This window comes from Leptospira vanthielii serovar Holland str. Waz Holland = ATCC 700522 (genome assembly GCF_000332455.1).
In the GTDB taxonomy this organism is placed as follows: domain Bacteria; phylum Spirochaetota; class Leptospiria; order Leptospirales; family Leptospiraceae; genus Leptospira_A; species Leptospira_A vanthielii.
This window is the reverse complement of record NZ_AOGY02000014.1, coordinates 152,800-177,328: the sequence shown is the minus strand read 5'-3', so window position 1 is coordinate 177,328 and position 24,529 is coordinate 152,800. Positions and strand designations below refer to the sequence as shown.

Sequence of the window (24,529 nt, the reverse complement as noted above, 5' to 3'; positions counted from 1 at the left end):
GTCTTCGTAACTATTTCCAGAACGCCGATTCTGTAAAATTGAAAAAATGAGGGTAAAATGGGGAATCTTATTATTGACCCTTTCGGAATTCAAGAAATCTTGAGAGTTACCTTGGATCTACGTTCGGAACTCAAAACCAAATTCGGTTTTTCGGAATTTCGCCCGGGCCAAGAAGAGGCCATTCGTTCTGTTCTGAATGGTGAAGATACTCTTGCAATTTTGCCTACTGGCGCCGGGAAATCTCTCATTTACCAACTTCCTGCGGCCATCCAAACAACCAAACTAACCCTAGTTATATCCCCTCTCATTGCACTTATGAAAGACCAAACCGAGAGTTTACTTGCTAAAGGAATTCCTGCGGCCTTTTGTAATTCCACCCAAGACGAAGTGGAACAAATGACTATCCTTGCCAAATCGGTAAAAGGAGAAATTCGAGTCCTTCTTGTTTCACCGGAAAGAGCGCTGTCCAACGGATTTCTTCGTATCTTTCGTGAATTGGATTTGTTTTCCCTAGTTGTGGATGAAGCACATTGTGTGTCTCAATGGGGACATGACTTCCGCCCCGAATACCGCCAAATTCATGTTTTACGGGAGCGCCACCCTCGTCCGAACTTTCCTATCCTTGCTCTTACGGCTACGGCTACAGAAAGAGTCCAAACGGATGTACAATCTTCTCTGGGAATGAAGTCACCAACCGTAGTTCTTTCGACTTTTTTTAGGCCCAATTTAAAATTCAGTGTCGAATACCCGGCCGCCGAACGCGACAAAGCTGATAGACTCATTGAACTTTTAGAACCATGGAAAGATGGAAGAAAATTTCCAGGACGAGCTATTGTTTATTGTGCCACTCGGAAAAAAACCGATGAAGTCTATGATCTTTTAAAAGACTTTGGTTTTTCTGTAGGAAAGTATCATGCCGGTAGAACGGATGGAATCCGGGAACGAACACAAAATGCCTATACATCTGGTAAAGTTCCGATCCTTGTGGCTACCAATGCTTTTGGAATGGGAATGGACCAACCTGATGTTCGTTTGGTGGTTCATTACCAAGTTCCCGCTTCACTCGAAGCTTATTACCAAGAAGCAGGCCGTGCGGGAAGAGATGGACTTGATTCGGAATGTGTTTTGTTTTATAAAGCGGGTGATGTGGCTACCCAAGTTTTTATGTTGTCCAAAGAAACAAACTTCAAAGGTGGTGATACTCTCCTCAAATATATGAAGGAGTATGCCAATAAAGAAGAATGTAGGCAGGTCCAACTTTGTGCCTATTTTGGGGAAACCATTTCCCCTTGTGGGAGTTGTGATATTTGTACAGAAATTGGCGCCAATCTCCATCGTTCCAAGTTTTTAAAAACAGAAGCCGCCAAAGTCCAAAAGAAAAATGAAAAACGGGACTACCCACTTTCCGAATGGGAAGAAGAAACCATCCAAAACTTTTTAAAAGAACATCCCGCTGTATTTGGTAAAAACATCATTGCCAAAACTCTTGTGGGCAAACGGACCAAAGATGTTCTTCGGTATCGAATGGAACGAAATCCATATCACGGAAAGTTGGACGGAATTCCCGAAGAAGCAGTCGTTGCAAAACTAGAAACTTGGGTGGAACAAAAAAAAGTTTTGGTCGCCGGGGCCAAATACCCAAAACTTTATCTACCCCATTTTGCCAAAATAAAATCGAAAGTTTCGTCATCTAACTCTGATGATACGGGAATTTCGATTTCAAAAGTCAAAAAACCTCCCACACTCAATTCACAAATTCTAAAAGAACTTATGAACTACCGTGACAAAAAAGCAAGACAACTCAAATGGAAGAAGTTTATGGTATTTCAAAATCCAGTTCTCAAACGAATTGCGGAAAGAAAACCAAGAACCTTATCCGAACTAGAAGCCACCAAGGGTGTGGGTCCTGCAAAAGTAGAACGGTTTGGAAATGATATTATCGAAATTTTGTCCAAATGGGACTGATTGAACCAATTTTTCCTAAATCTTTTTCGATCTTAGAACAAAGTTCTAAACACTCTCCGATCCAAACTAAATTCCCTTGAAACTTTCCATGACTCTTAGAATCTGCAGATTCATAGGGGCAAAATGGAAAAAATTGCAGGGAAGATCGTCACACATGAAAGAGAATTTGAAGGAACGATTGAATTTGATCCTATTTCTGGACTGATCACCAATGTAAAAGAAGGGATCGATCCCGATGCCCGCCAGTTTTCCGATGGTTCGGTAATTTTTCCTGGTTTTGGAGATATCCACATCCATGCACGTGAAGATGTGAGTGGAAAACATACTTACAAGGAAGATTTTATCTCTGCCGGCAATGCCGCCATCAACGGAGGTGTGATTCATGTGGCTGATATGCCAAACAACCCTATTCCTCCTGTGGATGACGAATCATACGCCGCCAAACAAGCGCTCACTACCAAAGCCCCCATCCATATCACTTTGTATGCAGGAATCGGTCCTCATACCAAACCACTGACAAAGAAAGTTCCTTATAAAGTATTTATGGGTCCTTCCATCGGGGAGTTATTCTTTCATGACAATGCTTCTTTAGAAGAAGTTATTAAAAATTACGTAGGCCAAGACGTTAGTTTCCACTGTGAAGATCCAGAAATCTTAATTGCCAACCAATCTAGAGCCACACATGAAGAAAGACGCCCCAAAGAAGCAGAAACCGTAGCCACCGACTTTGCTTTGTATTTGATTGAGAAATACAATCTCAAAGGAAAACTTTGCCACTATTCCACAAAAGATGGTCTTACAAAAATCATTGCCGCTAAAAAACGCGGAGTGAATGTCACTTGTGAAGTCACACCCACCCATTTGATGTTTGATACGGATATGTTAACAGAAACCAACCACAAATGGTTTCAAATGAACCCACCACTACGGGGAAAAGAAGACCGCGAAGCCATGGTCAAAGGGATATTGGATGGACATATTGACTATTTGGCAACAGATCACGCCCCTCATTCGATAGAAGAAAAACAAAAAGGTACAAGTGGGATCTCGCAACTCGATACTTATGGGTTATTTGTCACCTATATGATACTGAAACTAAACATTCCGATGACAACCATAGCAAAAATATGTGCCAAAAACCCTGGTGAGTTTGTTTTACCCTACTTACCAAAGAAATTTGGAAAAGGGGTTGGAGTTATTAATCAAGGTTATGCGGCGAATTTTTCTGTCCTAAATTTAAAAAAACCAGTTGAATTTCAAAAATCAATGGTTAAAAGTAAGTCCGGCTGGTCACCCTTTGAAGGATTCAGTTTTCCTGGATCCATCGAATCAGTTTACTTTTTAGGCAAAGAAATTCATGCAAAATGAGCCATTAGGCAGCAAAATTCTCTCTGGACTCACAGTTAAGTCACTCCTCGCAGAGTATCCGAATAGTTTTCAAGTGATGGATTGGGATGGAAATTTTATTTCTGTTACCGAAAGGTTTGCACGGTTTCTGGAATTTGAACCCAAAGAGATTGTTGGCAAATCCATTGTTGATTTTACCCAAGAAGATGATAAAGAGAAAACAAAAGATACATTTGTAAATCTTGGCGATAATCCGAATATAGTAAATTTTGAAAATAGACTCGTCACCAAGGCCAATGAAGAAGTATGGATCATTTGGTTACTCATTCCTTTACGTGAATCTAAAATTATACTTGGCTTTGACCGGGATGTCACCATCCAAAAAGACATTTCCTTCGAATTCCTTTTGCAGCAACAAAAGTATAAATCTATTTTCGACAACCTACCCATGGGCATTGCCATCACCGATGAAAAAGGGAAAATTGTAGAAACCAACAAAACTGCTCGAACCTATTTTAATATCCAAGATGGGGAACTTTTAAACCGCACTTTAAACATTCGCAAATACACTCTCATCCAACCCAACGGAAACAAAATTTATCCACGAAACTCAAGTCTTATGCGTGCCCTTCGTCACAAAGAAGTGATTCGGAATCTGGAAATTGGTATGATTAAGGAAGATAAAATCACTTGGTTTGATATTCTGGCTACTCCCATTCCGATTGAGAACTTTGGATTGGCTGTTGCCTTTCTTGACATCACCCAAAGAAGGCATGCCGAAGAAAAAATTGCCTATATGGCTTTTTTTGATCAACTCACAAACTTACCCAATCGTAATTCTCTTATTGATAAACTATTTCCTATTTTTGAAGAAGCAAGAAGGCATGGAAACTTGGTAGGAGTTCTTGCTATCGATTTGGATAACTTCAAAATCATCAATGATTCGAGAGGCCATGACTTTGGTGATAAAATCATCAAACTTGTTGCTTACCGAATCCGCGAAAGCATTCGTGTATATGATTTGATCAGTAGACAAGGCGGGGATGAATTCACAGTTGTATTACCAGATTTATCGAACGAAAGAGATGCTGCAGTCATCTCTGAATCCATTTCAGATGCCATGACCCATCCTTTTATCATCGACGGTGAAAGAATTTTTGTTAATATTTCTGTTGGCATCGCCTTATACCCAACAGACGGAAAAGATTCCAATACACTTTTAAAAAATGCGGACAGTGCCCTCAACTTAGCCAAAGCCCAAGGAAAAAACTGTTATGTGTTTTTTACCGAAGAGTTGCAAACGGTAGTTGCCGAACGATTAGAAATCGAAAATCGAATGCGAATCGCCATCATCGAAAATCAATTCACTTTGATGTACCAACCGAAAATCGATCTTTATACGAGAAAACCTGTGGGTGTGGAGGCACTCATTCGTTGGCGCCATCCCGAACGTGGTCTTATCTCTCCGAATGTATTTATACCGATCTCTGAAGAAACGGGAATGATTTTAGCCATTGGGGAATGGGTGATCAAATCTGCCATCCAAACCATGCGTTTTTGGAAAGATGAAGGAATTGATGGAGTATCTATGGCAGTGAATATCTCCACCAAACAATTCAAACACGAAAAATTGATTTCCACCATTGCCGAAAATTTGAAACTTTTTAAAGTGGACCCGCATGACCTAGAGGTGGAACTCACAGAAAGTTCCGTAATGGAAAATGCGGATGCAGCCGTTCGTACGATGCAAGAAATTCGCAAACTCGGTGCCAAAATTGCTATCGATGATTTTGGAACTGGTTACAGTAGTTTGGGCTATTTGAAAAAACTCCCTATCTCTTCCTTAAAAATTGACCGTTCTTTTGTATCGGAGATCACATCAGACAAAGACTCCAAAACCATCATCCACGCTGTTGCCAACCTAGCACATAACCTTGGTTTGATTGTGGTTGCAGAAGGTGCGGAAACCGCGGAACAAGTGCAATTACTTGCGGAAAGTGGAGTGGATCTCATTCAGGGATTTTTCTTTGCCAAACCGATGACTTCCGAGGATTGCCTTCATTTTCTGAAGACAGAACTTGGAATTTCGGATTGACCCGTTCGCTTTCCCGCCGTTTTTATCAATTAAGGATTTCACTTGAAACTTTCAGTTGATTGGTTAAACGAATTTACCCCCCTCTCCCAGATTCCTTTCGAAAAGGTTCTGGAAAAAATTAATACATCTATTTGCGAAATTGATGATGCGGAAGAATTCAAACTCCACCTATCATCGGTTATCACTGTAAAAATCAAATCACTTGAAAAACATCCGAATGCGGAAAAACTCCAAACCACCATCGCCACAGATGGTTCCAAAGATTACCAAATTGTCACCGCAGCCACAAATGTTAAGGTGGGAGACATTGTTCCTTTGGCCCTTCCTGGAACTAAACTTGACGGAAAAGAAATTTTAGATTCTGAACTACGTGGGGTTCGTTCCCAAGGGATGTACTGTTCCGAAAAAGAATTGGGCCTAACTTTAGAATCTTCGGGAGTTTTGATTTTTCCCTCGGATACGACTCTTGGAATTTCTGTTCGCAAACTATTTTTATGGGAAGATACCATCCTCACAATCGATAACAAATCGATCACACATCGTCCAGACCTTTGGAATCATTTTGGATTTGCTCGTGAGTTGGCATCCCAACTCCAATTGCCTTTTAACCAATTTCCTTTCCAAGCTGAAACAAAATTAGAATCAGGGAATGATGGACTGTCGGTTACTCAATCGGAACATGCTCATTCCTATTATGTTTGTTCCATCCAAAATGTAAACATCGCTCCTTCTATCCCCAAAATCAAAGCAAGACTCGAAAAATGTGGAATTCGCTCCATAAACAATGTAGTGGATGTTTCCAATTACTTACTGTTAGAACTGGGCCAACCCACTCATTTTTTTGATAAAGAAAGATTACAATCCACAACTTTCTCGGTTGTGAAATCTGCGGAAGGGACATCCTTCCCCTTATTGGACGACACAACACCGAAACTCCCAAAAGACCTCCTTCTTATCCAAAATGGAAACGATCCAGTGGCACTAGCAGGTGTTATGGGGGGAAAAGATTCGGCTGTAATCGATTCTACAAAAAATATAGTGATGGAATCTGCTGTTTTTAAAAGAGAAGATGTGCGTTTTTCCATTCGTAAAACAAATATCCGCACTGAGTCGGCAGTTCGTTACGAAAAGGGTTTAGATAGTTTCACTTCGTTGCCAGTAATTCGCAGGGCAGTCCAACTATTAAAAGAAAATGGAAATCCCAACATTAAGGTTTATGAGCCACAAGGATTCAACCATACAGAATCCAAATCCGTTACCATCAAAACAAATCTTACTTTCCTACGTCATAAATTAGGAAAAGACATTTCCCAAAATGAAGTCACTGAGATTTTAAATCGGCTCGGGTTTACAGTCACAAACCAAGGAGAAGAACTTTCGGTTCTTGTTCCTAGGTATAGACAAAACTATGATGTGACCATCCCAGAAGATCTTGTGGAAGAAATTGGAAGGACCATTGGTTATGCGTCCATCCAGACACAAGCCATATCCATGGCAGTGGAAACACCGATTCGAAATCCACTCCGTGAATTGGAACGAAGAGTCAAAAACTTTCTCGCTTTGGAAGCGGGATTTAGTGAAGTATATAATTATTCATTTGCTTCCCCGACAGATGCCAAACTAGAATCATCAGAAGAAAGTTCCTCTTTAAAAATTGCGAACGAAATGCCCGACGAACATTCATTATTACGAAATAGTTTATTTCCAGGTCTTATCAAACAAGCAAAAGTCAACCAAGACAGATTTGAAACAGTCAATCTTTTTGAGTTAGGAAGAACTTACCATAAAGAAGGAAAAGGTTCTGATTCAGCAGAAGAAAGACGTTGGCTTGCCATTTTATCTCTTTCCAAAAACAAACCCAGCGACTTGGCCGCAGTTGAATCAGAATTTCTTTGTTTGAGAGAAACTATTTCCGAACTTTTCGAGTATTTAAACCTTCCAAAATTCCAATGGTCCAAATCAAATAGAAACTACTTTCATCCCAATGCTTCTCTTGTTCTTTCTTATGATGGAATTGAAATTGTTGAATTAGGAATTCTTCACACGCGTTATGCGGACGACTACGATTTAAAACGCCGTGCCATTCTCGCAAAAATCAATATGGAAAAGTTAGTGGATGTTTGGGAAAAACAGGGAAGGAATTCTCATTTCATTCCTCCTTCCAACTTTCCTCAAGGCCAACTCGATCTTTCCTTACTTATGAACGAAAAAGATTCTACAGAATCCTTTGCAAACTTAGTGCAAACGATGAAAATTCCCGAACTAGAATCTGTCTTTGTGCAGACCATCTTCAAAGGGGACTCTGTGGGTGAAGGAAAAAAATCTGTCACTTACAGGTTTCAACTTATGTCCTATGACAAAACCTTTACCCAAGAAAGATTCAAAGAACTTTCCGATTCACTGGTAGAAACAGCTAAGGCAAACGGATACAGCTTACGATAAATTTGCTTTGACAAATCCCGATTTTTATCGGGAAATCATCCGAGTTTATGCGGACACTCCTAACAGTCATTTTGTCGGGTTTAGTTTTGTCCTGTTCACGATTGGAAATTCAAAAATCCATTGCTGACGACAGTTTTGTTCCGCAAAAAATCGATTATGCAATCGCCGCGGGCACTGACGTCAATTTTCAAAAACTTCGTTGGACTCCTATATTTAAGAATAACTTGAGTTTGGGTTTCCAATCAAACCATGTTTACCTTCGCATCAAAGCCACAAACCCAACCTCTGCTAACAAATTGATTTTTGATTTAGGAAACCCCCACCTTGACATGGTTCGTGTTTATGAAGAGGGAAATCCAGAACCAATCAAGGAAGGTGGCGATTTTATCGCCCATTCTCACTGGGATGCTTTCTCCAAATCCATTGCTTTTGAATTGGATTGGAAAGAAAACGAAACGAAAACGCTTATTTTAGAAACAAAATCATCATCTAATACAAGTTATTTGATTCGTTTTTATTCGAAAGAAACATTTTACTTAAAAGAAAATTTAGAAAATACCATTCTTGGTTTTTTTTACGGAACCATCTTCATCATGGTGATTTACAATTTATTCATTTATTTTATCTTAAAAGAAAAAGCATACATCACTTATTCCATTTCTATATTTTTTAATCTAATGTTACAAATGTATCTAAATGGAATTCTTAACCAAGTAATTACATTAGATCATCCAGAAATTCATAATCGTATTGGAAGTATCATTGTGACTTGTTCGGCACTATCTGGTTGGACATTCGCACAACAAACTTTAAACCTTCGGGAACTGAATCCTTGGCCTCACAGACTGATCCAATCGCTCAAAGTCCTTGTTTTATTTTATATTTTAATTCCGTATGCTTATCTACCCATCGACATCGCAGTTCGTTTGGGAAATTTCATCGCGCAAGTTTTTGTTGTGTCCACTCTTTTTGTTGCCATAGTAAACTATAGCACGGGTAACAAACAAGCAAGGTTATTTCTCATTGGTTGGAGTACATTACTCTTTGGGATACTAATGTATACTTTGATGCAAAACGGAATTTTGCCTGTGAATGTTTTTACAATTTATGGAAATCAAATTGGATCTACCTTGGAAGCAGCCATTTTATCTTTAGCCCTCGCAAATAAAATCAATGAACTAAAAGAAGAAAAGGCCAAAACACAAGCCGAGGCATTAGTCACTCTCGAAGAAAAAGTGAGAGAACGTACAAAAACTTTAGATGAATCATTGAATTTGATTAAAAAGGATTTGAATGTTGCTAAAAAAATCCAAAAAACTTTGTTTTCGGATATTAAAACCAGCGATCCTAGAATCCATTTTCATTCCTACTACCAATCTATGTCAGAAGTTGGCGGCGATTTTTATGACCTAACACAAGTAAAACCTGATTACTATAGAATTTTTGTGGCCGATGCCACAGGGCATGGAATCCAAGCAGCCCTTATCACAATGGCAATCAAAGCCGAATATGAATCATTAAAAATGATTTATGACCATCCAGATGATTTGGTATTTCATATGAACCAAATCTTTATTAATAAATATAGCAATATTCAAACTATTTTTACTTGTTCTGTCTGCGATATTGATTTAAAAAACAAATTACTTTTCTATGCCTCTGCAGGCCACCCAGACCAAATTCATCAGAGAATTTATGATATCAAACTCCTTCCAAGAACAGGGAAAATTATTGGTCTTATGGATCATACTCAGTACCGAATCATTGAACACCAAATTGAAGAAGGCGATCGTATCTTTTTGTTTACTGATGGAATTTTTGAACAATTCAATGAAGAAAAAGAACTATTTGGTGAAGACCGGTTGTATGAAATTTTAAAAGAGAACCTAAAGATGAGTTTGGATCATACAATGGCAAAAGTACTCAGTGACCTAGCTTCGTTTACGGAAGGGGATGTAAAACAAGACGACATTACATTTATCGGTTGCGAAATTCAAAGTCTAGGTTGAATTTGCTATCCATGTCCTATTCTGAAATTCCAGCGTTTACAAAGCCCTTCATCCACCCTTCCGCTACCGCCTTTGGTATGATAGAGTATGGAACTTCTGTTTCTCTTTGGCCAGGAGCAGTCGTTCGGGCCGATATGAACACCATCAGATTAGGAAGTTATGTGAATATTCAAGACAATTCAACACTCCATACAGATAGCACAAGTCCTATCTCTATCGGCGAATGGACATTAGTTGGTCACAATGTTATGATTCACGGTTGTAGAATCGGCAGAGGTGTTCTTATCGGTATTGGCTCTATCGTTCTTGACAATGCAGAAATCGGTGATGGTTCTCAAATTGCCGCAGGATGTATGATTCGCGGCGGTAAAAAAATCCCTCCACGATCTCTCGTTGTGCCTGATGGATCTGATATCAAAATTTTTCCAGGCAAAGCAAAACCAGAATTAACCGTAGCAGGTTGTATCGAATATGCCCATTTATCCGTTCGTTTTGAAAAAAATCTCTTTGTACCGTTTCAAAAAGAGGAAGAAGTTCATTTTGTAACACAAGCAAAAGAAATCATAACAAAGTTAGGTATCTAACATACCCAAATTCATTTTTGTATTGTCTAAGTGATACCTCTCTTATGAAAAAATTTATAGATAAAATCCAAATACTGGGAATTTTTTCCATTACCCAAACTGTTTTTCAAATTGGGACCGTAATGATCATGGCCGTCTCTGCTTTAGCCGGCCAAAGCATCGCACCCTCTCCCGAATCAGCATCCTTACCTATTTCTTTTGTGATTCTTGGAACCCTTCTTGGTTTAGTCCCAGCATCAAGAATTATGAAATGGAAAGGTAGTAAGTTTGGTTTGCTCACAGGAACGGTGATTGGAATTTTCGGAGCTGCTCTTGCATCGTATGCAATGTATGAAAGAAATTTTTTACTTTTTTCCGTAGCACATTTGTTATATGGGTTTCATCAAGCCTTTGTACAATACTTACGATTTGTGGCAATGGAATCGGTCCCCACACATGATAGGGCCAGTGCTTTGTCTTGGATTTTAATTGCGGGAATTCCTGCGGCATTTCTTGGTCCATTGGCAGGACTTCACGGAATCCAACTCATTCCGAATGCAATGTACTTGGGATGTTATATCATCCTTATTTTAAGTTTGTCACTTCAGTTTGTTTTTATCAGTTTTCTTCCCACACCTTCTAAACCAACAAACGAAGCTCATACGATAGAAACAGAATCCTCTCCTAGAGAAGCCGTAAGACCTCTCTCCTATCATATCAAAAACTTTGGACTTTGGGTTTCTGTTTTAGCGACTGCTTTTAGTTTTGGACTGATGGCAATGCTTATGTCGGCTGTGCCAGTGGCAATGAAAACACATGGTCATGCTATGCATGCCTCAACCACTGTTTTACAATGGCATGTCCTCGGAATGTACATCCCTTCTTTTTTCTCAGGACAATTGGTGCGTAAGATGACAGCTCCTTATCTCATTCTCCTCGGAATTTTTGTTATGGGACTAGAAAGTTTTGCCGCCTTACAAGGAACCGAATTTTTGCCTTTTGCTGTGGCCCTCATTCTTCTCGGCATTGGTTGGAATTTTATGTATGTGGGTGGAACAAATCTACTTGTGGAACAATACCATCCTTCGGAAAAAAATACCATTCAAGCAATTAATGACACTATTGTTTACTCTATGGCCATCCTTTCAACATATAGTGCGGGTTACTTGGAAAATAAAATTGGTTGGCTTCGTCTTAATTTAGTAAGTATTCCTTTTTTAGTTTTGATTACGATTTTTATTATTGTTTATATCGAACGCAATCGAAGGAAATTAAAAGTTTATGGATAAACAATTACATTGGGAAACCATTTATAAAGATAAACAACCAAACGAAGTGAGTTGGACACAATCAACTCCTTCCTTATCCCTGAAATTGATTCAAAATGCAAATCCATCGAAAACAGCAAATATCATCGATGTCGGTGGCGGCGAATCTTTGTTAGTTGATTATCTCTTAGATCTCGGTTTTGAGAACCTTACGATTTTAGATATCAGTAAAAATGCCCTGGATCGCTGCAAAAATCGGATAGGAAACAAAGGTAAAAATTTGAATTGGGTTGTATCTGATATAACAGAATATCATCCGGAAACTTCCTTTTCCATTTGGCACGACCGTGCTGTTTTTCATTTTCTTACCGGACCTACTGCGATTGCTAAATACAAAGCGAATTTATTAAAAACACTAAGCCCAGATGGAGAATTCATCATAGGTACATTTAGTACGGAAGGCCCCAAAAAATGTAGTGGATTGGATATCAAACAATATACAGAAGAAAGCTTAACAGACTGTTTTTCTCCTGAATTGGAACCAATTGAGTTTCAGAGAGAGGATCATGAAACCCCATTTCATACAATTCAAAACTTTGTATTTGGTAGGTTTAAAAGGGTGAATTGATCGAATAAGAATTGTCAATACTTCACCTAACGATAGATTTTGATTTTATGATTAAAACCAAAATTCTCCCAGTAATTTATGCTACAATTTGGATCAGTTTGTCAGAATTCTTTCGAAATGAATTTCTTTTCAAATCCATTTGGCTCGATCATTTCTCCCACTTAGGACTTACATTCCCTTCTGAACCCATCAATGGCGCGGTTTGGGGTGTATGGTCTCTCCTGTTAGCAGTCTCTATTTTTTTCTTATCTAATCATTTAAAGTGGATACAAACTTTTTTATTTAGTTGGTTTGTAGGTTTTGTTCTAATGTGGGTCGTAACCTGGAATCTAGGTGTCCTACCACTTGCGATTCTTTTGTACGCCATTCCTCTCAGCATTTTCGAAACCTATATAGCAACTTTGATCGTATTCAAAACTAAATAAACCACAAAGTAACACTTGTTTGTTAAATAATCTTTCTTCCGGCTTTGATTTTGGCAGAAAAATCTTTTGCCATTTCAATCCGGAGTTTCCCTTCAGCAAACCTACGTTTTTCTAAGTCTGTTTCCAATCGTAAGGGAGGGACACGACAAGGTTTTTTATTTTCATCCAAAGCAACAAACGAGAGATAGGCTGTGGTGGCACGTACCATCTCACCTGTATAGGGATTCTCGCGATTGACTTGAACTCCCACTTCCATAGAAGTGTTGCCAACATAATTCACCATAGCCTTTAAATTAACGTGGTCACCAATTTGAATTGGGGTTATGAAATTAATTCGATCGATACTTACTGTTACAGCTTCATGACCGGAATGCCTTTGCGCAGACATTGCGGCGATTAAATCGATCCAACTCATGATGGCCCCACCGAAAGCTGTTCCATAATGGTTTGCATCATTGGGTAGAACAATATGCCTTGTTTCAACTGCGGATTCTTGGGGTGACTTAGCGGGTAAATCGTTAGGATTCGTCACAATGAGGCTAACTTCCTCTTGACCAATCACGAAGGAAAGGCTTTTTTAAGGATTCTTGGGGCCAGTTTCATTCGTCCAATAGAAAGCAGATGCTGACAGATAAACATAAATATGTCTACTGGACGAAATTCCAAAAGGATACAAGTCCCCTACTTCGGCGATTTCTTCTAGCCGCATCAGGTTTGTTTGTCGTTGCAGCAGGTTTACACATTGTTCCCCTTTTAACGCATCAAGGTGAAGTTGATTATCTTTTTTTTGCGGTAGATCTTAGTTTCGCAGCGATTTTATTTTTAGAATTTCTTTTAAAGAACAAAGTACCATTAATCATTCGCGTTTTTAGTTTGATTTGTGCAACAATATTTATATCCGTATTGTCCTATATGAGAAGTGGCCTTTTGGGCAGCGCTGAAATTTCATTGACCTTTATGATTGTTTCTTTTTTTGTTTTTCTTCCACCTATCTTAAGTTTGGTTTCTTCGCTCATCCTATCCTTACTTCCTGCATTATTTGGTGGACTCGTTTATTTTTCATGGATTCGATTCCCTGATTCTTTAGGAATTAGAAATAATAGCCCTAGAGAATGGGTTTTTAATTCTGTTAGCCTAATACTATTTTCCGTTTTAACTGGCTTTTTAATCCAAAGACTACGAGCAAAATTAATTAAAAATATAGTTTATCTCAAAGAATCAAGAAGCAAAATATTAAAATCGCAGAAACATATTGATAAACTAGCTTTTTACGATTCATTAACACATCTACCAAACAGATATTTATTTGAAAAATTAATTCAAAATAGAATCAATTCTGGTGTATCAGAATCATTTCTTCTATTGATCAATTTGAAAGGACTCAAGGTAATCAATGCTTTACATGGAATTGGATTTGGAGACCAGATCCTTACCTTAACAGGCTGTGTATTAAAGTTATATACTGATGAAAAACCAGATGTACTAGTTGCGAGTTTGGGTGGCGATGAATTTATACTTTGGATCGAAAACTCAAACAAATCCAAAATCGAAGAGGCTATTATAAAATTCGACCTCAACAATAACGAGATCCTAACACCAGAACGGTTAGGACATAGACTACAATATAGGGTTTCTGGAATTCAATTTCCCCAAGATGCAACCCACCTAGATGAAATCATACGTAAACTTTCCATAGCGATGAATGTGGCAAGAGATGGAATTTTAACAAAATTGGTTTGGTTTCAACCAGGAATGGAATCGAAGATTGAAAGAGAACAAAAGCTAAAGAATTATTTGGAGAAAGCCATCAATGGAGGTAACTTCAAGATTGCTTACCAAGAAAAAGTAGATATTACTTCCAAAAAAACTGTGGGACTTGAGGCACTTGCTCGGTGGAGTTTAGCGGAATTTGGGGATGTAACTCCCGATGAATTTATCCCAATCATCACCAAATCCGAATTAATTGTTCCCTTCGGGAAATGTATTTTCGAAAAAGTAATTTCACATATTCCTCGTTTATTAGAATCTTATGGAAAACAAATTCAGGTTTCTATTAATATTTCACCCATATTTTTTCTGTATCCAAACTTCAACGAATACATAATTCGTTATCTATTAGATCACAACATTGATCCAAAAATCTTAATATTCGAAATCACTGAAGATGTATTCTTGGATGAAATAGAAACCATCCAACAAATTGTATCCGAACTCAGGTCCAAAGGTATCTCGGTATCCTTGGATGACTTTGGGAAAGGTTATTCATCACTTCATTATATGCAAAAAATACAATTTGATGAACTAAAAATTGATAAATCCTTTTTAGATGATATTGCCTGCTCTGATCGGAACTTTCTTCTTTTAGAATCTATTTGTCATTTGGCCGATTCATTGGGACTCAAAACCATTGCAGAAGGTATTGAAAACGAAGAGCAACTTCTCCGCCTAAAACAAACCTCTTGTCACATTGTCCAAGGATATCTTTACTCAAGACCGCAAATTCTATTTGATTGATTGTATTCAAATCCGCGAATTCAGATTATTTTCTACTCTTTCTTTAGTTGCAGAGAAAAAACTAATCTGAAACCATAGCCTCTATGGGACAAGGTCATAATCATTCTAACCACGACCATCACTCGCACGATCACCACAACCATTCCACATCATCATCTAAAAACTTAGCCTGGGCATTTGCACTTAACTTAAGTTTTTCTATCTTAGAGTTAGTCGGTGGTATCTTTTCTAATAGTATCGCCATTATATCCGATGCCTTCCATGACTTCGGTGATGCATTGTCTCTTGCTCTTGTTTGGTATCTCCAAAAGGTTTCAACGAAACCAAAAGACCTCTATTTTGATTATGGTTACAAAAGATTCTCTATACTAGGTGCCCTAATCATCTCTGTAATTCTTTCCGTTGGATCAATTTTTATGATTATTGAATCAATCAAAAGATTCATTACACCGGAAGAAACCAAAGCTGATGTTATGTTTGTATTGGCAATCGTTGGTGTTGTGGTCAATGGAGCCGCCATGATCCGATTGAATCATGGCAAATCATTAACAGAGAAAGCAGTGTTTCTGCACTTTTTAGAAGATATTCTTGGATGGATTGCCGTCCTTATCGGTAGCATTGTAATGATGTATTTCCAATTACCTTGGTTTGATCCTTTACTCTCTCTAGCAATTGCCTTATGGATTTTATGGAATGCTTATGGAAACATCAAACAAGTGATGATAGTCATGTTGCAGGCGGTTCCCGAATCGATCGATAGACAAGACTTAATCAGTAGATGGGAAAAAATCAAAGGAATTCATTCAGTGCATGACATTAAAATCTGGAGTTTAGATGGGAACCACCATGTGGCATCTTTACATGTATTAATAGATAAAACTGTGAAGCTAAATGAGTTTTCAAAGATCAAAGAAAAAATTCGAAAGGTTGCCCTAGATTTTGAAATCATCCATACAACCATCGAACTTGAAACAGATGCAGAAGCTTGTAAACTAAATTCAGAATGACTTCATAGGAACAAATCTTTCTAAAGATTGGATTCGTTTGATCCAATCTAAAATTTTCGGATACGACGATAAATCAAATCCGCCTTCCTCGGCCACATGTGTGTAAGCAAATAACGAAATGTCGGCCGTTGTCAGGTGATCTCCAACTAAATAAGGTGTTTTTTCTAACTGGGTTTCCATAACTTGTAAAGCTTTATGACCTCCCATTTGTTTTGATTCATACTCGGCACGTCTCTCTTCAGGAATTCCAAGATAATGACGAATGTATCTTGCAACTGCAATATAAGGTTCATGACTATACTGTTCAAAAAACTGCCATTGAAAAACTTTTGCTCTTTCGAATGAATCATTAGGAATCAGATCACTTCCTTCTGCTAAAAAATTTAGAATGGCATTGGACTCGGACAAAATCCGTCCATCGTCTAAAATTAAAATTGGGATTTTTCCATTCGGATTCATTTGCAAAAAAGAATCTGTCCTGGTTTCTCCCTTTTTTGTGTCAATGTTTTGCCATTCATAAGGTATTTCTAAAAAGGAAGTCACAAGGATTAATTTGTAGCTATTGCCAGATTGTTTATCACCGTAAATTTTCATTTTCCTTCCTATAGAGATCAGGTAAAAAACGTTCGAACTGACCCACCTCTTCTATGTTATGTTTTATCCATGCAAATCCGTGTTTTTTGTCAAAGAACAAAAATTCAAAGAATGGTCTAAGCAACTGAAAGGTAAAACCTTTCCATCCCACAAGCAAACAGTTCTCGTAACGGGTTCCATTTTCCGTTTCTTTAAAACTATATTCCATTCGAGCAATAGGCAAAATCCCATCCAGGCGAGGATTATGAATAAATCCCTCCTCATCCAATTTCTCAATAGAACTCACAACATTCACTAAATAACTCTTTTGCCTACCTAAGTATTCAACGATCCTAAGTTCAGCACCAGGCCCAACACTACCATCCGGCTTTCGTTTTTCGTAACTTAAATGAACATGGTCTTCCGGATGCCATACATGGTATCGATTATAAACACTCCCTTCATATTCGATATCCCCTTCCAAATGCTGAAACCACCAAACTAACATTTTAGGATGGATTCCCTTTAACGTTTCATGTCGAATCCAATATTTAATGCGCCCATCGGGCAAAACATTCCTGCCTGATTCTGCAGAATCCACAGACTTCCGATTCCAACTAATTTCTAACTTTGGCAACAGTCCCAATTTGACTTTTTTCATATTCATCTCCTTGATATAGTAAACACTATACTAACATAATTCAATTGTAAAGTAATTACTATACAAAAAATCAATCGAAAAAATTGACAGGAGGGAAAAAATGATCCAAAAGGATCGAATGGAACTTGATGAAACTGACCTTAAAACTATTACAAAATGAATTTAATGCCTATAAAAATCCGCAATCGGAGAAGGAAGAAGACATCATCAAGGCCGCAGAAGATATTTTTGCAGAATTAGGATTTTCCGGTGCCACAACTGCGGAATTAGCCAAAAGAGCAGGTGTTACAGAACGTACTCTCTTTAAATATTTTCCTACAAAGTTTGATTTATACAAAAGGATTTTATCTGGTTTACTATTGTCCACAATTGTTCCCGGTCATATGTCAGACCTAAAAGAACGATTACAAGCATTGAAACCAAATTTTAAGGATTGGTATATTATGATTCTCAAGGCAAGATGGGAAGCGGTAGCCAAAGAACCAAAAAAATTAAAACTACTGCTAGGTGCTCTTCTTTTCTCCAAGGAGTTCGCTGAAATTTTTGGGAATCTCTGGAAAACAAATTTATATGATACCTCACTCGAAGCAATTCGCTACTTCCAAGAAATCGGGGAAATTAGAAAGGATTTAGATCCCAATCAAATCGTAAGGAATTCCTTTAGTTTAGGTGCTAGTTTACTCATTACTAAATTTGTATTGGCTCCGAAATTGCCAATGGATCCAATAGGAGAAATCGAAACTCTTTTTGAAATTTTTTATCATGGAATTAAAAAGGAGCAATAATCTCTGAATTTATTTATTTTTTATTTTCTCTTCCGTTATCTGTTTTTCTTTTTTGGAAGTAACAAAGTTACTTTTCCCTTAGTTAATAAATTGTTTGCGACCTCTTCCACTCCTTTTCCATTTCCCAGATAATAATCTAACCTACCTTCACCAGTAATCGCATTGCCACGGTCGTGCACAAACACCAAACGATCGTTTGCCTGTTCATCACTCGATTGAAAGGATAAAAGGACAGGAAATCCTAATGGAATTTTTTTGTCCATCGCAACAGAGCGAAAAGCCACTAATCGAATTCCACCACTTCCCAATGGCCCAAGTTCCTCTTCCTTTGTTTTTGGATTTGTTTGAGTTTCTTTCTCAAAGAATATATACCTTGGATTTTTAAATATCGCTTCCGTAACTTCTTTCGGTTTTGATTGGATACAATTGGTTAACTGGTATGGTTTTAAACTGGGACAAATTCCCTTAAGGTAAACGGATGGACTGATATAATTTTGACCATTGTCCGCTGCATAATTTATACGAAACAATTCGTTTGTTTCCGTCTGAACCAAGGCTGATCCTTCCAATTGTGCTAAATGTAAATCGGTCAAACGCAAAAACACAATAGGCTTTGAATATTTTTCCCAAACCGATTTTTCTTTCCATTTTTCCCGAGAAAAGTGAATTGGATTTTCTAGAGCAGTATTGGTTTGTTTCAGCAATGGTGGAGATAATGCTGGGTATTGGTATTCTCCTTCTGGTTTTGTTTTTCCATAGATTCGTACTTCATAATATCCTGTTATAGTTGGTGGTCCAACGGAAGGACTCAAATTTTTTAATTCAAATCGTTTTTTAAGTAAACTTTGATCTACCACCAAAGAAGATGGATTCATTATTTTTTTTAGTTCCAATAACGATTCAACCATCTCCGATTTTGAATATGTAATCTCACCCAAACGAATTTTGGTATTTGGTGGCATTCTTTCAAAATACCGAACTGACTCAGTGAGGGCCGTCTGAAAATTGCGGGCATTCTGGGAGTCAGGGAGAGTCTGCTTCTGATCTATAATTTGGGTTGTTTCAGAAAGAAGTGGTTTCGACCCAATAGAGAAGAACAGGAGTAAAAAAAAGGTTAGGTTTTGGATCTCTCTCCATTTTAAATGGCAGGGATTTTTCCAAATCGAAACAAAGGAAATATTGGAGGCAGTTTTCCTCATCTAGCGGAACTCCCAAGAAAGCCAATCACCCAGGAAAGGTCGTGCCAAAGAAAGGCACTTACCTGATTCAAAGTTTTTTACCTTATGTCTCATAAGAAAGTCACTGTCCAATCATTTTTCCCAATTCCCCTTGACTTCCATGAGGGTACCAAAAACCTTTCAAAAGACCTCATATTTTTGCGATCATATATAGATAAATTAGGTGTTTCATGAAACGTACGTACCAACCGAGTAATATTAAACGCGTGAGAACTCACGGATTCCGAACTAGAATGGCTACCCCAGGTGGAAGAAATGTGATAGCCTCCAGAAGAAGAAAAGGACGCGCTAAATTGACTGTTTCCGACGAAAAAATCGGGAGAAAGTTCTAATTTAGGAGCTTCCTTCGGAGACCCTTCACGACCCAACCAGAATCCAGGAACTCTTTCGTCAGAATCGTAAAATGGGCAGGCCACCGATGCGATGGCTTGTTCGAAAAAACGGCCTTCCGTTTGCCAGTTTTTTATTTTGTCCCGATAAAACTCACAAAACAGCCGTTGAACGTAACCGTTCCAAACGAATCCTGAGAGAACTGGTTCGGAAACATCTTCCTGCTTTTCCAATAGGATACGATTACGCTTTATTGGCGCAGGTAGGATTTGCGAAGTTATCTAAGGAAGACCGAGAGGTTTTTTTCCTTTCGGTTCTAAAACAATTCCCATGAATCGGCTGTTTTTGGTTCTTATTTACCTCTACAAAAAACTGCTGTCCCCCCTATTGCCTCCGGCTTGCCGGTTTACCCCAAGTTGTTCCGAGTACGCCAAACAAGCATTTGAAACCTACCCATGGTACAAAGCGTTTGTTCTTAGTGTGATTCGAATTTCTAAATGCCACCCCTATCACGAAGGTGGGCATGACCCTTTACCGAAATCCTTTAACAAGAGTTAACTTATGCAAAATGATTCCACTAACAGACAAAGTCGTTTATTCCTCGCGCTATTCCTCAGTTTAGCAGTATGGATGGGGATAAACTATTTCTTCTTTCCTCCACAAACACCAAAACCAAAAGCTGCTGACGAAACTTCTAAACAAGAAGGCTCTGAAAAAGAGAAACCTGTGGGAAATCCTGCAGATCCAAAAGCAGAACTAAAAAAACCTACAACGGAAACTACTAAATTAAATCCTGTAAAAACAGAAGATGTAAAAACGTTCTCTCTAAAAACAGATTCCTTCCTAGTGCATTTTTCTAGTTTAGGTGGACGAATCACTGAATACTATATCAAAGACCATAAAGAACCAGACGGTTCAGAATTTGCGATAGCGAAAGATCCTAAGTTTGAAATCGAATTTGATGGAAAAAAAGAAAAGGCTGTTGAACTTACAAGAGGACAAGGTTTTGACTTCAACATTATTGAAGACAAAGACACCATTCCTTTTTCCGCTTATAACTTAGTAAATTTTAGTTCTAGTTATAATGCAGAAACAAAAACAGTAATCTTCGAAGCACCTTCGTTAGATGGCAAATTTACGATTCAAAAGAAATTTCAATTTTTCCCTTCCGAAAATTATTTTAAATTTCATTTAGCTTTAAAAAATAGAACTAACGAAACCATCAATGTTTCTCCATCCAAGTCGGATGTATACTTTAGATCGTTTAGTTCCCTTGGACCAGTCCTTAAGAAAAAAGAAGACTTTAATGATAGGGACAATGCTCATTACTTTCGTTACTACTATTTAGATGGAAGTTTTAAAGACCACGTAGACGGAACAAGCACCCAAGGATTTTTTGATAATCTATTTGGTTCCAATGAAGGAAAAGACACTCGTTACGAAATCAAAAAAGGTTCTACTGATAAAGTGGACTTTGTGGGAACAGGAAGTCGTTATTTCATTGGTGTCATTGACCCTTTAAATGAGAACCCCGCAGGAGTGCTTCTCGATAACCGCAAAGGAAATGAAACGGGAGTTCTTCTTGTTTATGACAATTGGAAACTTGGTCCAGGCGAAGAAGTAAATTTGGATTATGCAGCCTACGTAGGAGTGAGAGAACTTGACGGAACTGCTTTTAGAGATGGTAAACTAGATCCAAAAATCAACAAAGACTCGGTGTTTGCTGGTCTCAGTGATTCGCTCGACAAATCATTCAACCAAGGGATTACAACCCCACTTCGAAACGGAATTGTTTGGATCTTAAAAAAGATCTACTTGGTCATTCCTAACTACGGTTGGGCCATTGTTATTTTTGCTATCCTCTTCAAATTAGCATTTTATCCGCTGAACAAAAAACAGGCGGAATCCATGAAGAAGATGCAAGAGTTATCTCCACAAATTAAACTCATCAATGAAAAGTATGCGGATGATCCAAAACTCAAACAAGAAAAAACGGTAGAGTTGTACAAAAAGAACGGAACAAACCCAATGGCGGGTTGCCTTCCGATGCTCATCCAAATTCCTATCTTTATCGCCCTTTATACCGCATTTTCTGATACAGTGGATCTTTGGAATTCCCCATTTTTATGGATCAAAGATTTAAGTGAACCAGACACGGTTTATACAACTCCCAAGTTAGCTTTTATTGGTGCCCTTGCCATCAACATCCTACCACTCATCATGGTAGCAACTCAAGTAGTTCAGTCTCGAATGACAACAGTGTCTACAGATCCTAACCAAAAAATGATGATGTATATGATGCCTGTCATCATGTTATACTTCTTCTGGTCGATGCCTGCCGGTGTGACTATGTATTGGACAATGCAAAACATCCTATCCATTGCCCAACAAGTGTATACAAACAAGTTTGGAAAATCGGAAGACAAAAAACCAAAAAATAATGGGCCAGAACCAGCAAACAACGCTACGACGGTTGCCCGACCTGGATTTAGAAACCAGAACAAAAAGAAAAAATGAAATCATTGTTTAACAAGGAAGATCACAGATGAATAATTACATTTTCGAAGCCGAAGGAAAAACTAAAAGTGAGGCGGAAGAATACTCTTTAGAAACTCTTCGCCTCCAACCAGGCGATTTGCGATTCGAAGTAGTTGATTCCGGAAAATCCGGATTTTTGGGAATCACACAAAAAAAACCAGCCGTTGTACGCGCGTTTGTTGCCAACAACGACATCCCATCCGAAAAAATCATCCATGGAGTGATCATCACCATTTTGAAAAAAATGGGAATTCCTGCGGAAGTAGTGGGAATGGGTGATGTAGATGGAAAAATCTATGTCGAACTTACTAGTAAAGAATCTGGACTCATTATTGGAAAAAGAGGGGGCACATTAGATTCTCTCCAGTTCCTTTTGAACTTAATGGTAGACCCAAGAATTCGCCACAATAGAAAAATTGTATTAGATATTGAATCTTACCGCGACAAACGCGAGTTATCTCTCATTCGATTGGCAAAATCTGTGGCGGCATCGGTCATCAAATCAGGAAGGTCTAAACTTTTAGATCCAATGAATCCTTTTGAACGAAGAATTGTTCACATGGCAATCCAAGAAGACGAAAGAGTTTTCACTAGATCCGAAGGAAACGGAACTTTCAAAAGAGTCCGTGTTATCTCTGCAAAAGAAAAACATAAATACAAAGATTTGGAAGATCCTTCTAAAAAAGGCCTTCCTGTAGAAGACTTTGCAGACGGAGTAGACCAAGAAGATCTTGATTGATACCATTGCGGCATTGTCCACTGCCTCAGGTCCCGGAGCGATTGGCATCCTTCGGGTATCGGGTTCTGCCGTATTGCCCATTGCCCTTTCTGTTCTCCAAAAGAACGCCGCTCCCCTCACCGAAGAATTTATTAAAAACCAAAAAAGAACTGCTATTTTCTGCGATTTTGTAGATGCAGAAAAACCTCTCGACCAAATTGTTTTTTTCTATTTCCCATCACCTAACTCCTATACAGGTGAAGACTTAGCTGAGTTTCATTTACATGGAAATCCAATCCTTCTCAAACGTGGTTTACAAATCCTTTTTGAAAAGGGAGCCCGCCCGGCACAGAAGGGTGAGTTTACCAAAAGAGCGTATCTGAATGGAAAAATCAATCTATCCGGTGCAGAAGCCATCAGTCGACTGATTGAAGCACGTTCTCGATATGAATTGGAATTGGCTCAAAAAAATGTGTTTGGGGAAATCACAAAGTTAAGTTCCAAAATCAGAAGTGATCTCATTTCACTCAAAGCAGAGTGCGAAGCTGAAATTGATTTTTCCACAGAAGACCTTAACTTTGAAAGTTTGGAAGAAAGAAAAAATCGGATGATCTCACTCAAGAATCTTTGTTCGAAGTTAATCCAAGATTCAGAACGAGCAGAAACTTTAATTTTACAATCTACCGTCGTTTTATTTGGAGAACCCAACACAGGAAAATCCAGCTTAATGAATTTACTCATTGGCAAGGATCGTTCGATTATCTCCGACATTCCCGGTACAACCAGAGATTATATAGCCGAAGAATTGAGTTTGGATGGAATCCCCATTCGGCTCGTGGATACCGCAGGAATCCGAGAAACATCGGATAACATTGAACAGATGGGAATTGAACGAAGCAAACGAGAAGCCGACAGTGCTAATGTGAAACTACTTCTCATTGACAGCTCCCAACCATTCGACAAAAGTTCGTTTTTATCAAAACATAAAGAAAGACTCCATGGTGCCATCCTTGTTGCCAATAAAATTGATCAAAAGCAGAATGATTGGGATCCGAATCAGTTGGAAAGCCTACAAAAAGAATTTGAGTTAGAGATTACGGAAATTTCTTGTAAAACAAAAGTGGGAATTTCTCATTTATTAGAACTTTTAAAAACAAAACTCACATCCCAAGATAACGCAGAAGATGTAGTTTTGTTAGAAGATAGACAAAGGTATCACATTCAAAAAATCGAATCTAGTTTATCAGAAGCCATTCATCTTATGGAAGATGGAGCTCCCGCAGAAATTTATATCCAAGAAATCAATTCTTCCCTGAAAGAAATTGGTGAAGTCAACGGTCATGTGGATAATGAAGAAATCCTTGGCAGAATTTTTAGTAAATTTTGTGTAGGTAAATAATTCACAAAAACCTCTAAATTTACG

At 38.3% G+C, this 24,529-nt stretch carries 21 protein-coding genes and 1 pseudogene; 18 read left to right on the top strand and 4 right to left on the bottom strand.

The genetic code is table 11. The features are described 5' to 3' along the window. Positions 1-57 precede the first annotated feature (57 nt). The 9 genes from LEP1GSC199_RS03075 (at position 58) to LEP1GSC199_RS03035 (ending at position 12,742) form a co-directional block, all read left to right on the top strand. Positions 58-1,965, top strand: a complete 1,908-nt coding sequence (locus LEP1GSC199_RS03075) for a RecQ family ATP-dependent DNA helicase (RefSeq protein WP_002977159.1) — start codon at positions 58-60, stop codon at positions 1,963-1,965. 123 nt (positions 1,966-2,088) lie between these two features. Continuing rightward, entirely contained in the window at positions 2,089-3,333 is a 1,245-nt protein-coding gene (locus LEP1GSC199_RS03070) for an amidohydrolase family protein (RefSeq protein ID WP_002977290.1), read from the top strand. Next, positions 3,323-5,407, top strand: coding sequence for a sensor domain-containing protein (locus tag LEP1GSC199_RS03065; RefSeq protein WP_002977030.1), 2,085 nt, complete (start codon positions 3,323-3,325; stop codon positions 5,405-5,407). Before LEP1GSC199_RS03070 ends, LEP1GSC199_RS03065 begins: the two co-directional genes overlap by 11 nt. A gap of 42 nt (positions 5,408-5,449) precedes the next feature. Next, positions 5,450-7,849, top strand: a complete 2,400-nt coding sequence (gene pheT / locus LEP1GSC199_RS03060; RefSeq protein ID WP_002977128.1) for a phenylalanine--tRNA ligase subunit beta — start codon at positions 5,450-5,452, stop codon at positions 7,847-7,849. A gap of 47 nt (positions 7,850-7,896) precedes the next feature. Then, positions 7,897-9,858, top strand: coding sequence for a 7TM diverse intracellular signaling domain-containing protein (locus tag LEP1GSC199_RS03055; protein ID WP_002977034.1), 1,962 nt, complete (start codon positions 7,897-7,899; stop codon positions 9,856-9,858). Between the two features lie 11 nt (positions 9,859-9,869). Continuing rightward, the gene (locus LEP1GSC199_RS03050; protein ID WP_002976939.1) at positions 9,870-10,442 is read left to right on the top strand and encodes a gamma carbonic anhydrase family protein; all 573 of its coding nucleotides are present in this window, start codon (positions 9,870-9,872) and stop codon (positions 10,440-10,442) included. Positions 10,443-10,486: 44 nt separating this feature from the next. Continuing rightward, positions 10,487-11,710, top strand: a complete 1,224-nt coding sequence (locus LEP1GSC199_RS03045; RefSeq protein ID WP_002976785.1) for an MFS transporter — start codon at positions 10,487-10,489, stop codon at positions 11,708-11,710. Then, on the top strand, positions 11,703-12,317 hold the full coding sequence (locus tag LEP1GSC199_RS03040; RefSeq protein WP_002977278.1) for a class I SAM-dependent methyltransferase: 615 nt from the start codon (positions 11,703-11,705) through the stop codon (positions 12,315-12,317). Before LEP1GSC199_RS03045 ends, LEP1GSC199_RS03040 begins: the two co-directional genes overlap by 8 nt. Before the next feature lie 47 nt (positions 12,318-12,364). Continuing rightward, entirely contained in the window at positions 12,365-12,742 is a 378-nt protein-coding gene (locus LEP1GSC199_RS03035; protein WP_039925889.1) for a hypothetical protein, read from the top strand. Positions 12,743-12,764: 22 nt separating this feature from the next. On the opposite strand, the gene LEP1GSC199_RS03030 is transcribed toward LEP1GSC199_RS03035, so the two are convergent. Continuing rightward, positions 12,765-13,274 carry an acyl-CoA thioesterase gene (locus LEP1GSC199_RS03030; RefSeq protein ID WP_002977187.1) on the bottom strand — a complete coding sequence of 170 codons (510 nt, stop codon included), beginning with the start codon at positions 13,272-13,274 and terminating at the stop codon, positions 12,765-12,767. An 89-nt stretch (positions 13,275-13,363) separates the two neighbouring features. Here LEP1GSC199_RS03030 and LEP1GSC199_RS03025 point away from each other — a divergent pair, with 89 nt between their 5' ends. Next, entirely contained in the window at positions 13,364-15,256 is a 1,893-nt protein-coding gene (locus LEP1GSC199_RS03025; protein WP_039925888.1) for a putative bifunctional diguanylate cyclase/phosphodiesterase, read from the top strand. 83 nt (positions 15,257-15,339) lie between these two features. Beyond that, the gene (locus LEP1GSC199_RS03020; RefSeq protein WP_002977010.1) at positions 15,340-16,263 is read left to right on the top strand and encodes a cation diffusion facilitator family transporter; all 924 of its coding nucleotides are present in this window, start codon (positions 15,340-15,342) and stop codon (positions 16,261-16,263) included. Here LEP1GSC199_RS03020 and LEP1GSC199_RS03015 read toward each other — a convergent pair. Together LEP1GSC199_RS03015 and LEP1GSC199_RS03010 are read right to left on the bottom strand one after the other, a co-directional pair. Beyond that, positions 16,255-16,857: a glutathione S-transferase family protein gene (locus LEP1GSC199_RS03015; RefSeq protein WP_002976868.1), complete on the bottom strand. Its 603-nt coding sequence runs from the start codon at positions 16,855-16,857 to the stop codon at positions 16,255-16,257. The two genes, LEP1GSC199_RS03020 and LEP1GSC199_RS03015, sit on opposite strands and share 9 nt — an antisense overlap. Continuing rightward, complete coding sequence (locus LEP1GSC199_RS03010) at positions 16,841-17,497, bottom strand: DAPG hydrolase family protein (RefSeq protein ID WP_002977058.1); 657 nt, start codon at positions 17,495-17,497, stop codon at positions 16,841-16,843. The genes LEP1GSC199_RS03015 and LEP1GSC199_RS03010 overlap by 17 nt, the downstream gene beginning before the upstream one ends. Positions 17,498-17,625: 128 nt before the next feature. Here LEP1GSC199_RS03010 and LEP1GSC199_RS03005 point away from each other — a divergent pair, with 128 nt between their 5' ends. Further along, a complete protein-coding gene (locus tag LEP1GSC199_RS03005) occupies positions 17,626-18,282 on the top strand; it encodes a TetR/AcrR family transcriptional regulator (RefSeq protein WP_002977269.1) in 657 nt (218 codons plus the stop codon). A gap of 35 nt (positions 18,283-18,317) precedes the next feature. On the opposite strand, the gene LEP1GSC199_RS03000 is transcribed toward LEP1GSC199_RS03005, so the two are convergent. Then, entirely contained in the window at positions 18,318-19,481 is a 1,164-nt protein-coding gene (locus LEP1GSC199_RS03000) for an MltA domain-containing protein (RefSeq protein ID WP_002976905.1), read from the bottom strand. A gap of 209 nt (positions 19,482-19,690) precedes the next feature. On the opposite strand from LEP1GSC199_RS03000, the gene rpmH reads away from it, so the two are divergent. From rpmH to mnmE, 6 genes and pseudogenes are all read left to right on the top strand, one after another. Then, positions 19,691-19,852 carry a 50S ribosomal protein L34 gene (gene rpmH / locus LEP1GSC199_RS20665; RefSeq protein WP_002977245.1) on the top strand — a complete coding sequence of 54 codons (162 nt, stop codon included), beginning with the start codon at positions 19,691-19,693 and terminating at the stop codon, positions 19,850-19,852. A 26-nt stretch (positions 19,853-19,878) separates the two neighbouring features. Beyond that, positions 19,879-20,184 (top strand): annotated as a pseudogene (locus LEP1GSC199_RS02990) (ribonuclease P protein component); the annotation flags it as partial. After that, positions 20,181-20,408: a membrane protein insertion efficiency factor YidD gene (gene yidD, locus LEP1GSC199_RS20660; RefSeq protein ID WP_083901907.1), complete on the top strand. Its 228-nt coding sequence runs from the start codon at positions 20,181-20,183 to the stop codon at positions 20,406-20,408. The pseudogene LEP1GSC199_RS02990 and the gene yidD, both read left to right, overlap by 4 nt. A 3-nt stretch (positions 20,409-20,411) precedes the next feature. Further along, the gene (yidC, locus tag LEP1GSC199_RS02985; protein WP_039925885.1) at positions 20,412-22,367 is read left to right on the top strand and encodes a membrane protein insertase YidC; all 1,956 of its coding nucleotides are present in this window, start codon (positions 20,412-20,414) and stop codon (positions 22,365-22,367) included. Positions 22,368-22,395: 28 nt separating this feature from the next. After that, complete coding sequence (gene jag, locus LEP1GSC199_RS02980) at positions 22,396-23,127, top strand: RNA-binding cell elongation regulator Jag/EloR (protein ID WP_002972218.1); 732 nt, start codon at positions 22,396-22,398, stop codon at positions 23,125-23,127. After that, a complete protein-coding gene (gene mnmE, locus LEP1GSC199_RS02975; RefSeq protein ID WP_002977249.1) occupies positions 23,120-24,505 on the top strand; it encodes a tRNA uridine-5-carboxymethylaminomethyl(34) synthesis GTPase MnmE in 1,386 nt (461 codons plus the stop codon). The genes jag and mnmE overlap by 8 nt, the downstream gene beginning before the upstream one ends. Positions 24,506-24,529: the final 24 nt, after the last annotated feature.